The sequence below is a fragment of the Vibrio aquimaris genome, assembly GCF_009363415.1.
Taxonomy (GTDB): Bacteria; Pseudomonadota; Gammaproteobacteria; order Enterobacterales; family Vibrionaceae; genus Vibrio; species Vibrio aquimaris.
Window position 1 is genome coordinate 650,033 of sequence record NZ_CP045351.1, and the last position, 15,919, is coordinate 665,951.

General features: G+C 44.9%; 15 protein-coding genes. 2 read left to right on the forward strand and 13 right to left on the reverse strand.

Annotated features, from left to right (window positions below; genetic code table 11):
• Positions 1-93 precede the first annotated feature (93 nt).
• From FIV01_RS17345 to FIV01_RS17400, 12 genes are all read right to left on the reverse strand, one after another.
• Positions 94-5,781 carry a hypothetical protein gene (locus FIV01_RS17345; RefSeq protein WP_152432234.1) on the reverse strand — a complete coding sequence of 1,896 codons (5,688 nt, stop codon included), beginning with the start codon at positions 5,779-5,781 and terminating at the stop codon, positions 94-96.
• 2 nt (positions 5,782-5,783) lie between these two features.
• Positions 5,784-6,080, reverse strand: coding sequence for a hypothetical protein (locus FIV01_RS17350; RefSeq protein ID WP_152432235.1), 297 nt, complete (start codon positions 6,078-6,080; stop codon positions 5,784-5,786).
• Position 6,081: 1 nt separating this feature from the next.
• Positions 6,082-6,654, reverse strand: a complete 573-nt coding sequence (locus FIV01_RS17355; protein WP_152432236.1) for a hypothetical protein — start codon at positions 6,652-6,654, stop codon at positions 6,082-6,084.
• A gap of 5 nt (positions 6,655-6,659) precedes the next feature.
• Entirely contained in the window at positions 6,660-7,070 is a 411-nt protein-coding gene (locus tag FIV01_RS17360) for a hypothetical protein (protein ID WP_152432237.1), read from the reverse strand.
• Positions 7,039-7,629 (reverse strand): hypothetical protein, encoded by a 591-nt coding sequence (locus FIV01_RS17365; RefSeq protein WP_152432238.1) that lies wholly within the window; start codon positions 7,627-7,629, stop codon positions 7,039-7,041. The genes FIV01_RS17360 and FIV01_RS17365 overlap by 32 nt, the downstream gene beginning before the upstream one ends.
• A gap of 35 nt (positions 7,630-7,664) precedes the next feature.
• On the reverse strand, positions 7,665-8,657 hold the full coding sequence (locus FIV01_RS17370; protein WP_152432239.1) for a hypothetical protein: 993 nt from the start codon (positions 8,655-8,657) through the stop codon (positions 7,665-7,667).
• Positions 8,658-8,673: 16 nt separating this feature from the next.
• Complete coding sequence (gene sctE / locus FIV01_RS17375) at positions 8,674-9,843, reverse strand: type III secretion system translocon subunit SseC family protein (RefSeq protein ID WP_152432240.1); 1,170 nt, start codon at positions 9,841-9,843, stop codon at positions 8,674-8,676.
• A gap of 121 nt (positions 9,844-9,964) precedes the next feature.
• On the reverse strand, positions 9,965-11,152 hold the full coding sequence (locus FIV01_RS17380; protein WP_216649464.1) for a hypothetical protein: 1,188 nt from the start codon (positions 11,150-11,152) through the stop codon (positions 9,965-9,967).
• A 29-nt stretch (positions 11,153-11,181) separates the two neighbouring features.
• Positions 11,182-11,670, reverse strand: a complete 489-nt coding sequence (locus FIV01_RS17385; protein WP_152432241.1) for a tetratricopeptide repeat protein — start codon at positions 11,668-11,670, stop codon at positions 11,182-11,184.
• A gap of 25 nt (positions 11,671-11,695) precedes the next feature.
• Positions 11,696-12,178, reverse strand: a complete 483-nt coding sequence (locus tag FIV01_RS17390) for a hypothetical protein (RefSeq protein WP_152432242.1) — start codon at positions 12,176-12,178, stop codon at positions 11,696-11,698.
• Positions 12,165-12,710, reverse strand: coding sequence for a type III secretion protein (locus FIV01_RS17395; protein ID WP_152432243.1), 546 nt, complete (start codon positions 12,708-12,710; stop codon positions 12,165-12,167). Before FIV01_RS17395 ends, FIV01_RS17390 begins: the two co-directional genes overlap by 14 nt.
• Positions 12,710-12,958 carry an EscI/YscI/HrpB family type III secretion system inner rod protein gene (locus FIV01_RS17400; protein WP_152432244.1) on the reverse strand — a complete coding sequence of 83 codons (249 nt, stop codon included), beginning with the start codon at positions 12,956-12,958 and terminating at the stop codon, positions 12,710-12,712. Before FIV01_RS17400 ends, FIV01_RS17395 begins: the two co-directional genes overlap by 1 nt.
• Positions 12,959-13,221: 263 nt before the next feature.
• On the opposite strand from FIV01_RS17400, the gene FIV01_RS17405 reads away from it, so the two are divergent.
• Positions 13,222-13,968: a substrate-binding periplasmic protein gene (locus tag FIV01_RS17405; RefSeq protein ID WP_172971868.1), complete on the forward strand. Its 747-nt coding sequence runs from the start codon at positions 13,222-13,224 to the stop codon at positions 13,966-13,968.
• Positions 13,969-14,139: 171 nt separating this feature from the next.
• Here FIV01_RS17405 and FIV01_RS17410 read toward each other — a convergent pair whose 3' ends face one another.
• Positions 14,140-14,988 carry a pirin family protein gene (locus FIV01_RS17410; RefSeq protein WP_152432246.1) on the reverse strand — a complete coding sequence of 283 codons (849 nt, stop codon included), beginning with the start codon at positions 14,986-14,988 and terminating at the stop codon, positions 14,140-14,142.
• Positions 14,989-15,087: 99 nt separating this feature from the next.
• On the opposite strand from FIV01_RS17410, the gene FIV01_RS17415 reads away from it, so the two are divergent.
• Positions 15,088-15,912, forward strand: a complete 825-nt coding sequence (locus tag FIV01_RS17415; protein ID WP_246210468.1) for a hypothetical protein — start codon at positions 15,088-15,090, stop codon at positions 15,910-15,912.
• The last annotated feature ends 7 nt before the right edge of the window (positions 15,913-15,919 follow it).

Genomic DNA, 15,919 nt, shown 5'->3' on the forward strand with positions numbered 1-15,919 from the left:
AGCTTACTGGACAAAGTATTCATGGCTCAAAAGAAAAAAAAAGACTAAACCTGAACTTAGTCTTTTTTTACGCTATGTAGGATTTAGGAAGCTTTATTCATAAAGCCTGTGATACTTCGTCTCATCAGCGACATAGAAAGCGTACCCACCGATAATATGCAATCCACTGGTTTCCTCCGTCTGTTTACCTTGCATCTTTTGCCTAGCTAAATTTTGCATATTTACGGAATGAATGGTTGGTTGACGCAATCTATTTTTTGAATTAGACCAAGAACCGACACTTAATATCACCTTATCGTCATGGTTACCATAAGACAGGGTGTTTTGGCCATTATCTTCTTTCAGGATTGAAACTTTCTGATTTTCCCTTTCTTTACGCACCGCATTCCTAGAGTCGATCGGTATAACCAGTTCCGTCCTGAACCGACCAGCGTGATTGTCGACACCAGAGTTGACCGGTATGTTCAATTCTGTCCTGAACTGGCCAACGTGATTGTCGGTACTAGCGTTGACCGGTATGTTCAGTTCTGTCCTGAACTGGCCAACGTGATTGTCGGTACTAGCGTTGACCGGTATGTTCAGTTCTGTCCTGAACTGGCCAACGTGATTGTCGGTACTAGCGTTGACCGGTATGTTCAGTTCTGCCCTGAACTGGCCAACGTGATTGTCAACCTTAGACTCTAACTTTGTGGTAGAGATTTCCCCGGTATCTTGATAGTTAGACCCACTTACTGCCCCCGCAGTCAAGCGTACTGGACCCTTATTCTTTGGGGCCTCAGATTGTTCTGCTGCTGAGGAAGTCGCCTGCGTACCCGCATTAGGCTGTCTCGGTCTTCGCTCCGCTTGTCTAACATCCTCACCCTCAACCACCAAGGTCGACGCGTCGATAAAACCATCATCATCTGCACTATCAGCTGCAATGGATGGCTTACTATCCGTTGTAGTCTTGGCTTGTTGAGGCTCCTGATGACCTTGCGTACCCTGACTAGAAGAAACCGGATCAAACAAGGTCGAGGCTGGCTTCGAGTCCGATGGGACCACATTGTGCCTCGGACCTGGTTCATAGTTAGACCCACTTACTGCCCCCGCAGTCAAGCGTACTGGACCCTTATTGGTCGATGCATCAGGTTGGCTTGATGCATCAGCGCTTACAACTGGCTGACCACCCTCTTTATCATCAGATCCTTGAGGGCGCTGCTCACCCTGAGGTGAAGCAGGATTCGAACCCGATGAGACCACATTGTGCCTCGGACCCGATTCATAGTTAGACCCACTTGCTGCCCCCGCGGTCAAGCGTACTGGACCCTTATTGGCCGATGCATCAGGTTGGCTTGATGCATCAGCGCTTACAACTGGCTGACCACCCTCTTTAACATCAGATCCTTGAGGGCGCGGCTCACCCTGAGGTGAAGCAGGATTCGAACCCGATGAGACCACATTGTGCCTCGGACCCGATTCATAGTTAGACCCACTTACTGCCCCCGCAGTCAAGCGTACTGGACCCTTATTGGTCGATGCATCAGGTTGACTTGATGCATCAGCGCTTACAACTGGCTGACCACCCTCTTTATCATCAGATCCTTGAGGGCGCGGCTGCCCCTGAGGTGAAGCAGGATTCGAACCCGATGAGACCACATTGTGCCTCGGACCCGATTCATAGTTAGACCCACTTACTGCCCCCGCGGTCAAGCGTACTGGACCCTTATTGGCCGATGCATCAGGTTGGCTTGATGCATCAGCGCTTACAACTGGCTGACCACCCTCTTTATCATCAGATCCTTGAGGGCGCTGCTCACCCTGAGGTGAAGCAGGATTCGAACCCGATGAGACCACATTGTGCCTCGGACCCGATTCATAGTTAGACCCACTTACTGCCCCCGCAGTCAAGCGTATTGGACCCTTATTGGTCGATGCATCAGGTTGGCTTGATGCATCAGCGCTTACAACTGGCTGACCACCCTCTTTATCATCAGATCCTTGAGGGCGCTGCTCACCCTGAGGTGAAGCAGGATTCGAACCCGATGAGACCACATTGTGCCTCGGACCCGATTCATAGTTAGACCCACTTGCTGCCCCCGCGGTCAAGCGTACTGGAACCTTATTGGCCGATGCATCAGGTTGGCTTGATGCATCAGCGCTTACAACTGGCTGACCACCCTCTTTAACATCAGATCCTTGAGGGCGCGGCTCACCCTGAGGTGAAGCAGGATTCGAACCCGATGAGACCACATTGTGCCTCGGACCCGATTCATAGTTAGACCCACTTACTGCCCCCGCAGTCAAGCGTACTGGACCCTTATTGGTCGATGCATCAGGTTGACTTGATGCATCAGCGCTTACAACTGGCTGACCACCCTCTTTATCATCAGATCCTTGAGGGCGCTGCTCACCCTGAGGTGAAGCAGGATTCGAACCCGATGAGACCACATTGTGCCTCGGACCCGATTCATAGTTAGACCCACTTACTGCCCCCGCAGTCAAGCGTACTGGACCCTTATTGGTCGATGCATCAGGTTGACTTGATGCTTCAGCGCCTACAACTGGCTGACCACTCTCTTTATCATCCGATACTTGAGGGCGTTGCTCCCCCTGAGGTGAAGTTGGATTCGAACCCGATGAAACCACATTGTGCCTCGGACCTGCTTCATAGTTAGACCCACTCACAGCCCCCGCAGTCAAGCGTACTGGACCCTTATTCTTTGGGGCCTCAGATTGTTCTGCTGCTGAGGAAGTCGCCTGCGTACCCGCATTAGGCTGTCTCGGTCTTCGCTCCGCTTGTCTAACATCCTCACCCTCAACCACCAAGGTCGACGCGTCGATAAAACCATCATCATCTGCACTATCAGCTGCAATGGATGGCTTACTATCCGTTGTAGTCTTGGCTTGTTGAGGCTCCTGATGACCTTGCGTACCCTGACTAGAAGAAACCGGATCAAACAAGGTCGAGGCTGGCTTCAAGTCCGATGAGACCACATTGTGCCTCGGACCCGATTCATAGTTAGACCCACTTACTGCCCCCGCAGTCAAGCGTACTGGACCCTTATTGGTCGATGCATCAGGTTGGCTTGATGCTTCAGCGCTTACAACTGGCTGACCACCCTCTTTATCATTAGATCCTTGAGGGCGCTGCTCACCCTGAGGTGAAGCAGGATTCGAACCCGATGAGACCACATTGTACCTCGGACCCGATTCATAGTTAGACCCACTTACTGCCCCCGCGGTCAAGCGTACTGGACCCTTATTGGTCGATGCATCAGGTTGACTTGATGCTTCAGCGCCTACAACTGGCTGACCACTCTCTTTATCATCCGATACTTGAGGGCGTTGCTCCCCCTGAGGTGAAGTAGGATTCGAACCCGATGAGACCACATTGTGCCTCGGACCCGGTTCATAGTTAGACCCACTCACTGCACCCGCGGTCAAGCGTACTGGACCCTTATTGGTCAATGCATCAGGTTGACTTGATGCTTCAGCGCCTACAACTGGCTGACCACTCTCTTTATCATCCGATACTTGAGGGCGTTGCTCCCCCTGAGGTGAAGTTGGATTCGAACCCGATGAGACCACATTGTGCCTCGGACCTGCTTCATAGTTAGACCCACTCACAGCCCCCGCAGTCAAGCGTACTGGACCCTTATTCTTTGGGGCCTCAGATTGTTCTGCTGCTGAGGAAGTCGCCTGCGTACCCGCATTAGGCTGTCTCGGTCTTCGCTCCGCTTGTCTAACATCCTCACCCTCAACCACCAAGGTCGACGCGTCGATAAAACCATCATCATCTGCACTATCAGCTGCAATGGATGGCTTACTATCCGTTGTAGTCTTGGCTTGTTGAGGCTCCTGATGACCTTGCGTACCCTGACTAGAAGAAACCGGATCAAACAAGGTCGAGGCTGGCTTCAAGTCCGATGAGGCCACATTGTGCCTCGGACCTGCTTCATAGTTAGACCCACTCACAGCCCCCGCAGTCAAGCGTACTGGACCCTTATTCTTTGGGGCCTCAGATTGTTCTGCTGCTGAGGAAGTCGCCTGCGTACCCGCATTAGGCTGTCTCGGTCTTCGCTCCGCTTGTCTAACATCCTCACCCTCAACCACCAAGGTCGACGCGTCGATAAAACCATCATCATCTGCACTATCAGCTGCAATGGATGGCTTACTATCCGTTGTAGTCTTGGCTTGTTGAGGCTCCTGATGACCTTGCGTACCCTGACTAGAAGAAACCGGATCAAACAAGGTCGAGGCTGGCTTCAAGTCCGATGGGACCACATTGTGCCTCGGACCTGCTTCATAGTTAGACCCACTCACAGCCCCCGCAGTCAAGCGTACTGGACCCTTATTCTTTGGGGCCTCAGATTGTTCTGCTGCTGAGGAAGTCGCCTGCGTACCCGCATTAGGCTGTCTCGGTCTTCGCTCCGCTTGTCTAACATCCTCACCCTCAACCACCAAGGTCGACGCGTCGATAAAACCATCATCATCTGCACTATCAGCTGCAATGGATGGCTTACTATCCGTTGTAGTCTTGGCTTGTTGAGGCTCCTGATGACCTTGCGTACCCTGACTAGAAGAAACCGGATCAAACAAGGTCGAGGCTGGCTTCAAGTCCGATGGGACCACATTGTGCCTCGGACCTGCTTCATAGTTAGACCCACTCACAGCCCCCGCAGTCAAGCGTACTGGACCCTTATTCTTTGGGGCCTCAGATTGTTCTGCTGCTGAGGAAGTCGCCTGCGTACCCGCATTAGGCTGTCTCGGTCTTCGCTCCGCTTGTCTAACATCCTCACCCTCAACCACCAAGGTCGACGCGTCGATAAAACCATCATCATCTGCACTATCAGCTGCAATGGATGGCTTACTATTTGACGGTGTATCCACTACGCTTTGGATAGCGTTTACTATTGCTTTCTGTGAGCCCCATAACGTTGCAAACTGTTCATCGGTTAGGTGCTCTCTTGCAGTTGAAATTTGCTCGGATATGTCACCATAATAATTATTTGGGATATAGGTATCGCCTCCAGGAGAGTTAACATTCACTCCCTCTGACTCAGGCGTCTCTTGATCTGTCGAGCTCTCTTTAGCTTCAGCTGGCTTACCACCAACAATCACGAGAAGACCGTTAATAATGAACCTATCCCCAGGTCCAAACGGACAACCATCTGTGCTATCGTCAGGCCTAGGTTCGTCCTCAGAAATACTTTCTGGCTTCAATAGTTGAGAAGGCTGGGGCTTTTCTTCTGGTTTTTTCGCTTCTTCGGACTCTTTGTCACTTTCCTTTGGCGGCTCTTTAGGCTGTTCCTCCTCTTGAAGAGGTACACTAAATTTCCGGCCACCATGCATCCAACAAAGCAAAGTATTGCCCCCAAAGAAAGTAAGAGCGCCTAATGGTGGGATGACAAAAAAAAGACCACCACCAAGACCCAGTAAAATGAGTCCGCCCACAAAATGAAGTTTCGCTTTTTTCTTATGACTAAGTCTGCCGCTAGTATCACTCAACTTCTTTGTTCTTCTGGTATGTTCATCCTTATCTGTTGTTGTCGAGCTTTTCCCTTTCGTGTCGATATCACTAGGCTCACCATCCACTTGACTTACTTCTAGCAAGGATTCAGCACTTTCAAGCTTGGCTGGTTTCTTATCTTCAGCCACTTTGCGAGATAAGCTTTCAGGCATACTCTTGCTTCTCTGCAGAGAGGGAATACATCGAAGCGCTTCAGGTTTAGTGCCGTCAGTCTCTGTGCGGAGTGAGATTTCAGGCATACTCTCGCTTCTGTGCAGAGATGGAGTTTTCATTTTTAGAACCTCATTACTTCTAATAGTTGTATCGTCAAGCGTCGAAGATCGTCTTCTAAAACACTCGATTCAGGGCATGCCAGTGTGATGTAACCATCAACACGAATAAGAAAACCCCCTAATGTGGACTCAAATCGGAGCAAGTTTTCAATCACTTGTTCAATATTGTGTATATGAACAAGCTGAAAAAAAGGCACAACCGGATAAAGCACATAGTCGGGATGTTGACTAAATACGGTTTCTTCATTCTGCTCTATCTTAAGCAAAAAGCTTTCGACTTTATCTAGCTCTGGCTGCATATTATTTCGGGTAAACTAAAACCACATCATCGGTTGATAAAGCCGATAATTCTTGCGTGGTTAATGCGGTTTCAAAGGCTGCCCAGCTTACCGTAAGCTTTAAATTACCAGACAAAGCTTGAGGCTTAGCCTCAAGGCAATCAGTATCAATATGGATGGACTCAACATCAAGATACAGAGTAGTTGCTAAACGCTCACATTCAAAAACGGTGGTAATACTCAGCGGTAGATCTCGACCCTCTTTTTGATCAATAAAGCCAACATAATGTACACCATGAGGGGCCAAACTCTGGGTAATTAGATACGCAACGTATTCTTTATCAAGATGCTTAATCTCTAAGCCCAGTAAACGCTCAATTTCGACAACCTGCAAATAACCTTTTGCTTCAATGCCCATATGCACCAGATTGATTTCTATCAAATCTTGTTTTTGCACTGAGTTTAACTCTAAACGGTGAAAGTCCATTTTAATTGCGTGGTTATCAAATCTCGTCCCAGCAATAAAATTAACTTTCTTTGCTACTTTGTTTGATATGGTGCAACGAGGGATAAGGTTTACCGCATCATACTTCATAATATTCACCGATTTCGAGACAGCAATGCGAGCACATCTCGGCTCATGAGATAATCTTTTTCATCGACCCAGTCTCTTATACCTTGGGGGATTTCACAGACAAAGTCATAAATTAGTTGGTAGGTTTCTTTGGAAGTCATCGCTTCAAAGTCATCATCTTGAACCAAGCGCAAGATAAACGTAATGTTGTGGAATTCACTTTCAATTATTCCATCAATAACAATCGATTTTACAGTCTCTTCCGAATAGTCACGTAAACGCTCAAACCAAGCAATCACAGCTTTCTTATCTAAATATACATCAGCATCCGACATTTGGTTCCAACTTAAGCGTTGTGATTTATTCTTGATCATCTCATAGGGATCAAGAGGTCGATCTCTTAAATCACAGTGGGCGATACGAGTATGGCTGCTCATCGTTTTCCCCTTCATTTGAATCTTCTGACGTATTTAATAGACGTTTTTTATACTTACGCTCACGTTTATCGTACTTTCGACAAAGCACCAACATTGATAGTAAACCTTCAAGGTAGTGCTCATAAGCGACAAGTTGTTGCAATGCTTCACTATCCGCTTCCATTCCTTCACCGAGTTCACCTAATGACTCAAGATACTGCTTCATTTTTTTACGTAATGAGGCAGGGTAAAGATGCTGACAGTGGTTGGCCGCCTGCAAGATAAAAAGCTGTGCATCATTAAGTTGCTTTTTATCAGGTAGAGCTTCAGTAAAACCATGCCAATCACGTAGTGCACGTAGCTGATAACTATTCAGCATTTTCGCAAACTGCCTTTGGTGTTGAGGCGTCATAGGTTTACGGCGGATACGAAACAAGCGAGGATTCTTTTTGGTCCTTTTTTCTGCTTGTTTGACATCTCTGACCCGCTTGGTCTGACTCTCTTCACGAGTTTGCTTTGTCGGCGTTACGTCATGAACCCGTTCAGTTCTTTGTGGCATTGAAAATGAAACACTACGCATAGGCTAAAAAAGAGCGGGCGAACCCGCTCTGCTCCTTAACGGTTTGTCGCCAAGCTTGCTTTAGCAGCAGCTTCGAGAACCTCAAGCAATTTGCGAAGAGAATCACCTAAGCTTTTAATAAACTCAGGTAATGCCTCTGCAAGTTTCATTTGCAAATCGTTACCAGCTTTGATTTCATCTTGCTGCTGCTTATCTTGAGCAGCCATCATTTCTGTGCCCTGATTGCTCGCTTGTCCAGTCGCCTGATTAGCTTGTTGCAAGAAATTACTCTTAGCCGTTTTAGCCTGCTGCAATGCTGCTGTCTTTTCATCAATCAGCTTACGGCCAGCTTCCGTTTTCTTCAGATTATCAACAGAACCACTTTCTAAGTGCTTGTCTTTTAGGGTTTTTGGCTTAGCCGTATTCACCATTACAGCTGTCGAGAACACCATAGTGGTCACTGCAATTCCAATAGCGATACCTAGCTTCAGCATAGCATCATCACAGATCTTTTCCGCAAGCACTTTCGCATTGTCCATATTGGCTACACCAACATCAATATTGCTTGCCATAACACTGTTACGTGTTCTTCCTTCTTGTTCAATGATCGCTAGTAACATTGCAAGAAGATCTGAAATTGATACAGTCGAAGAACCACCAGTAGAGTTGGTATAAGTTACTTCGCCAGTGACTGGTTCAAAGCTTTTGAAGCCTGGTACTTCGGATAGCAACCCATCTGTCATCAACTTACCGTAAGATGCAGCAATATCGGCCATCTTTTCAATGCTAACCGATGCGGGTACATATTCGTTGATAATGTTATTAACGGCCTTCTGGTTCTCTTTACTCGGGTTCTGATATAGAGCAACAAGCGCCTCATTCAAAGAATCAGATACTTGAGTCACTTTACCGTCAGTGAGCATGCTCAGCAGAGGGGCCATTTTCAAAGTAGCCGCTTTTGCCGCTTCTGGTGACACCTGAGTTGATACTGCACTAGATGCACCCTCAACATTTGATGCCGATAATGCGAAATTAGTTTCAATAGTCATAAAATCACTCTTAACCTTACATATGGATTGAAATCATTTTGTCGTTAAAATCACGGTGAGCTTTATTAAGATCAAACAGGGTTTCAAACGCATGAGTAACTGCTCTCATAGCTTGAGACAGCATAAGCAATATTTGCTGTATAGCTGTTTGCAGTGCGTCTTGTTCTGCCTGTGCCTTTTCCATATCAGCGGCAATTTTAGATGACTTAATGCCAAATCCTGCACCAACAATATCAGATGCGGTAGACGTTACTTCTGTCGCTTGAGCAAGACGAGCACCACGGGTCGCCATTTTTTCTGACTTAGCAAGATCTTGGATTTTTTCAAGTACATCATCCAACATGTTCTTAGCTTTAGAAATCAGAGGGTTTTTCGAGAATGACTTCAACATAGTTAGCATTTCAGACATTTTACTGCTGAAAGACTCTAGCTTACTTATCACACTTGAAGCTTTGTTTGCTGCATTTGCTGCAGTCGAAGCGGCTTTACTTGCTACTTTCGAAGCAAGTTCTGCTGCTTCGGTTGCTGCCTTTGTTGCTGCCTTTGTTACTGCATTAGGTAACACCTTACTAGCGGCTGTACCAAGCCCACTCAGTAATTTAGCAGGATTGAAAGCAATCAGTAGCCCGGCAATAGCGCAACCAATTTCTAGTCCCATCCTTATCTTGCTGCGTTTCTCTTCAGGAACGCCACACTTTTCCAAAACCTTGTCAACGACAGTAGGTAGAACAGCCAAAGTTACCGCAACAACTGCAACCGCCACTGCTGCTGCAGTGGCACCAAAAGTAACGACAGCCGAAACAACAGCAGCAAGAACACCAAGCGCCATACCAATTTTGGCAAATATGCCACGTTTCTTATTGGCCTTCTGTTGCTCTTGTAGTTCTTCTGATTGCTTTCTGATCGAAGCGACTGTCGAGTCTCTTTGTATATCAATAAGTGACTTCTTAGCTTCAGAGTTTGCTGCACCTGTTTGTGAAAGCGCTTCTGCAACTTTTTTGTTACTCTCTTCCAGTAAGCGCCACAAAGCACTTAGCGTAACGGAGCTACCCGGAAGTGGCTGATTTGGCGACGCTTGTTCAGCTGCCGCTTTTTCAGCCGTACCAGCCTGCTCGCTGGTACTATAATCTGCAGGAGCGACATAAGTCGTTGCTGAGACGGTAGGATTATTCATGAGTGTACTCATTACGTTTTCCCTTCATGTATTAGGCCGGGAATAAGCAGCCAAACCGGCATGCTATCTAATCTCAGTCGATGAGCGGCATGTCCCCGGCGACGTCATGCCCATTTATGCTAACTTTTCAATGCTATATGTTACGGGCGATGGCCATTTGCTCATCTCTACATATAGATAACCAATACTTAAGGGTTTGCTGAAGCATCTTAACTTGGTCACCAATGTTGTTTATTTTTTCAATGTCTTTGTCGGTGAGTTCCCGCTCTGGGAAATTGTTATACATATTTTCGAAATACTCAGCACCCAAGCCAACACCATTCCAGTCAATGACTTGGTGAGAGTCACCATTCGGGTCGTATTGATCAACTTCTCTCCAACCATTACTGCCTGTTTCTCCGTCATTATCAAACACGAACTCTATAGCGGAGTCGTAATGTGGATTACTGGTGTGCTCATTAATATATGTATCTAACTCACTAACGGGTGCGGTAAGAAACATATCAATCACAGATTGCTCAACTTTAGGTTCAATCGCCAAGTATCCAGCCATTAGAGCCATACGCAGCATGGGGGACAATCCTCCCGAATACCCCGTCTCACACACAAAACCGCCCGGATCGTTAAAGTGGTTTCGATACTGTTTTTCTAACTCAGAGACTCCACCACACTCCTCATTCATATAAGTGAGAATTTCGTGGCATAAGCTATTTGGAGGCGAGTTAGCCATCATAAAGTCAAATATGTCATCGCATGCACGCGCAAATTTAGCACCGTCCCAACCTTCATGGTAACCATGAGAACCTGAGCCTGTGCTTTCAAGAAAATGGCGCATTTGTTCTTCAATGCTTGCATACCCCTGCTTTCCTTCACCATAGCCGTGAGACATAAAGTCCATAATCGCAAGCTGAAATAAGTCTTCAAGCGCATAACCTGAAGTTTCACCACTGCTTTTTATACCTTCAAACATCACAGCCATAGCACTTTCAAACATGGGCAAGCCGGGAATAGTCCAGCCTTTGATTATTTCTAACTGTTTGGCATATGCCTCGATTCCCTGAGCTAAAGCCATAGCAATCGCATCTTCAGGGTTAGCACCTGACATCGTCATCACCACTTGTTTTTGGTGATTAGCCACCATAGCTAAAACCTCTGCATCAGCAGGTTGGCCTTGCAACGTCGCGATAGCTTTATCCGCTTTTTTCAGCTCTAATTCTGCTTTGTTAGTCGCGTCAATTTCTTTTTTAAGCGTTTGTGAATCAATCGGTTCGTAATCACTTGAAACATCACGCGCTATCAGCTCATTAATGTTATTAATCATCTTTTTTTGCTCCCAAACTCATTCTCTACTTAAGACAAATGAGGTGCTAATTGCTGCTTTAGAAATTCGTAACGTTTGACATAAAACTCACCCAAGTCTTCAGGCTTAACAATCAGCCAATGAACCGCAGCTTGCATGTGATCCTTGAGTTTGTAATGACACAGCGAAATATTGAGCATGGTTTCATTGAGATCATTTGTCGGATAGTTTTTTACAAGATTTAACATATCCAAAGCCTTTTGAAACAGCCCCTTTTCGAGGTATATCGATGCCAAACACCCAGGACCTCTGTGATCGTATGGATTCAAGGACGAATAGGCGACAAACACGATTTCTGCTTCTTTAAACTGAAACTGATTATAAAACTCAACCCCAAGATCAAAGATGGATTTTAAGTGAGTTGTTGTGATTTTGTTGGAATCACGTTGCTGAGCGATTTCCTTTAAAATTTCATCACCATCAAGCAGAGAGAAGAACTCATCTCCTGGCTTACCAAAATTAATTGCTTGGTTTTTCATATTCTTTCACCTTTAATTACTGCAATTAAATTGCATCAGATTTGACGAGTATTGGCGCCAATACTTGATGAACCACATTAGATAATCGGTATGGACTCGACGTCATCAATGGCGTGGAAGGGATATCTAAACCCAAGCGAATAGACCACAAGGTAGCTAGTCTTTTGTTGTATTGCGCTAACATCAACAACCCAAGTTGCGGGCTATTCATATTTTCAGGAATGCTTTGAAGACCTGCAGCATTGGACCAAAGACACAGTCTTTTTTCTAACTGTGCTCTTAGCTCCAAAATAGCTCTACTATTTCGTGTACTACGATGAAGCTGGTACTCCACTAAATAGCCCAGAGTACTCACAATTTGCCTGACTTGTCCCACACTACTTGATAGCCACAAATACACTTCTTCATCAGTAAGAGAGGTCAGTACCAAAAAAGAGTCTTGGCTTAACTTTCGCTTAGTTAAGCAGTGATGGAGTAGCTTTTGATGTCGTTTTTTATGCGTTTTCATTGCCAGCCAATTGAACAAAGTAACTTACTGTTAATGTGTCAGATTCAGCAGATAACCCCTTCAAAAAGCGTTCGATATTGCCCTTTTTGGTACTATCAAACTCATTCAGACTCATGATTAGCACTGAAATACGCTTACTCTTTTCACCAGTCACTACCACGCTAGCTCGCAGAACATTGGGTATGACACTTAATTTGTTATAGATCTCTCTACTTTCAAGCAAGTTGCTCTTTACCGTTTCCAGTTTGCTTAAACTGGCGAACTTAGATTCCAGCAAATCGTTTAAATCTTCACGTTGAAAATAGAAATTAAACTGGGTCAATAGCTCTCTCGCTTTTGCCTCATCAGACTTATCTACGTGAATATGAAAGTTCTCTTTTTCGGAAGATAAAGTAGCGGGCACCTGATGTTGGGCTAAAAGCACTATCACTTTGTTGGCAACATCAGCCGATTCAAAACTGGCAATCTGGCTAGCACCTTGCTCACCACACCCAGCTAAAATAAGCAATATCAATAAGTAAAACTTCTTCATCACTGCGCCTTCATCACTTCATTGATTGCATTAGCCGATTTTGACGCAATCTTGGTTACGGTTTCTTGATAAAGACTGTAGTGAAATACAGACTGCTGTAATGCGAACGTATCCTGAACCGTAATGGCCTCTTGACTTGCATTAATTTGATCAAGATTATCCAGAATCTCCTGAAAGCCTTCGCCTATATTATTGAAGGTATCTTCCAGAACAGACGGTTGAATCTGTTCAATCATTAGATCCGGCATTATACTTCCTCTTAAACAACTTATAGGTGGTAATTAAACCTTGGGCATATGCTATGTGCCGATCACACCTAGAGCTAATGAATCATTGTGAAATAAAGAACACTGTATTTTTTTGTTTTATTTTCATAGCTTTAAAGCCAGTAAAACACGAGAACCCTAGCCCTGACATAAGCTGAACTTACCCTGAAAACTTATGAATTTGATTAAGTAGCATCCGAAATCACAGCTAAACTATAGAGAGCAAATCTCTCATGGTATGTCTAATGAAACGAAATAGCTTGGCTTCACTATTGCCTAAAACGCTGCTTATTCTTATCTCTATGATGTGGATTAACACTTCTAGTGGAACTGACAAAGTTATTAGGATAGCGATAGGCGAAGGTCATAAAGCCTTGGCTAAAAATCCAAACTATAAGCTAAGAGCAGAACTACCCATTTCCGAAATTTATAAAGAAGCTAATATTGATTTTGAATTCATCTATCTACCTAACGAACGCGCTATTCAATCTGTGGTTTCTGGACAATACGACGCACTAGGCCTAAGAATTTCTGGGCTTGATAAAAATCCCAATATTATAAAAGTCGATGTCCCGCTAGGTTCATTTGATGTTTATTTTCTTTCTAGAGGTGATAGATATATTAATAGCTTAGAGGATGCAAAAGATGAAACGGTCGTCGCGCTTCACGGAGCTCGCTACGTTGATGCTTTAAAACATTATAAAAAACTGCATCTGATTCATTCGGAGGAACAGGCAGCACTTATGTTAACAAAAGGAAGAGCGGATCTGTGGCTTGCCCCCCTACCTAGCTATCAGTTAGTCAAAGACACCTATCCTGAAATCAAAATATCCAGCCCAATCGTATCTAGAGAAAATGTTTACCACTATATTCATGCTTCCCAAGCACACCAACTTGAACGACTTGAAAATGCAGCCAAGCGCTTTCTCGCCAAACGTCAATCACAGGCCAATGCTGAGCAGCCAAACAAAAGTGACAAAAGTGACCTCTGAGTAAAATGTCGAGCTAAGATTGGGGAACCAAGCAAAAAAAACCATGTGTCTTCACACATGGCAAAACAAAAAGTGAATGACAGTGGATTATTCTCTTTTTGCGTTTTAAGCACCAAACAGCAGTGCCAATATACAAAGACTAGGTCAAACCGACCCACTTAGCTAGGACACTCAATAGGTTTCAAACTCGCCGCTGTTGTAATCCGAGATGGCTTGCTCAATTTCTTGCATACTGTTCATAACAAAGGGACCATAATGAACTATAGGTTCGTCAATGGGTTCGCCTTGAAGCACTAACACGCCACTCGCAGTTTGTGCAGATAATTCTATGAGCTGACCTTGGGAGAATATCGCTAATTCACCCTGCTGAACGGCTTGATTATGCACATTTATCTGACCTCGATAAACATACAGAACGAGATTGGACGTATTCGTTGTCGTCATATTTAAACTTTGATTTGGCTGTGATTGCCAGTCAGTAACAGACAAAGGCACACCCGTCTCGTTCAGAGGTCCACTGAGTGCAATATCGTTTACCGACACTTGACCTGCAAGCACTCGAACAAGCCCCAAATCATTGTTGTCATATTCTGTAATCGTGTCGGATTGAAAGTCTCTATATTGTGCTGGTTTTACTTTATCCGCCGCTGGTTGATTGATCCAAATTTGAAAACCATGAAGATCACTTTCTTCCATAATTGGCATTTCACTATGAATCACTCCTTTGCCAGATGCCATCCACTGGGCTCCTCCAGCACGCAGCTCACCAGTGTTACCCATATGATCTTTATGCTGGAAGTGACCTTTAAGCATATAAGTTAAGGTTTCAATTCCACGATGAGGGTGAGGCGGAAAACCGCCAATGTAGTCGTTTCGGTTATCGGATTTAAGCTCATCTAGCATTAAAAATGGGGAAAACTGTGGGTTATCAAATCCTGTAACACGACTTATTTTGACTCCATCACCATCTGAAGTTGGCCGTAAGCGAATAATTTTCACAATCTCTCTTCGATAATTCATAACAAAGTCCCTCCCTTGTGATAATTAGAGTTTATATCCACTAGTGAGAAAGTTAACCTTGTATTGTCTACCTACTTATTCAAAAAATTTGAAGTTATAATGACTAATAAGCGGTCAAACAACGAGTACCAGTTAGCTAAAGAATCACCTTGCTCTGCAGATAATCGTCAATATCGCGATCAAATGTTGGTGTTCGCCATAGCAAATCGTATAATTTGGTTATTAGCCTGTAGTATCTGGATTGTGCATATGTCTTCAAAGTTTATCGAACGAGCTTGGTCTCATTCCTGCGTTACCATGGAGGAAAAGCTTGTTCTGCTCGCCCTGGCAGAGCTATCTGATCGCAGTGGTGCCGTCATTACTACCATGGATGAACTGCAAGCCATGACGAATGGATCGGAATCCAGTATTGATCACGTACTTGGAAAATTAGCGCTTGAACAAACTATTATTTCACTCAGCAAAGCCCAGACTCGCAAACAAGGTAGCATCAAATGTAAAATCAATGTCGGTAGCCAACATTCGATTCCCGTATACGCGACTTCAGAACCGATTGCCAAAGTCCCTCAATTCCACAAAACACAAGTTAAACCATTACAGGGTTCAGATTCTGGCACAAAAACCATTAACATCATGGATCTGTCGCCCAAGGTTATTGAAGCTTGGGCAGAAGTGATCATGTTTAGGTCTGGTTTTGCTAATCAAACTAGCGTATGGGCGAGTTTCGTTGATAAACTTAAGGCTTTAGGCCAGCCATTAATGAGCCAAGACGATATTAACAGCCGCCTGCATGCTCATTTACATTCAGAAAAAAGCTATGGGCAAAATAAAGGGTTCAAAAACAAACCCAATACAAGCAAAATGTCTCCTAATCAGGCCTTCAAGAAAAAGATGGCGAATTTTAACTTCGACTTTGACGATTAGGTAAGCA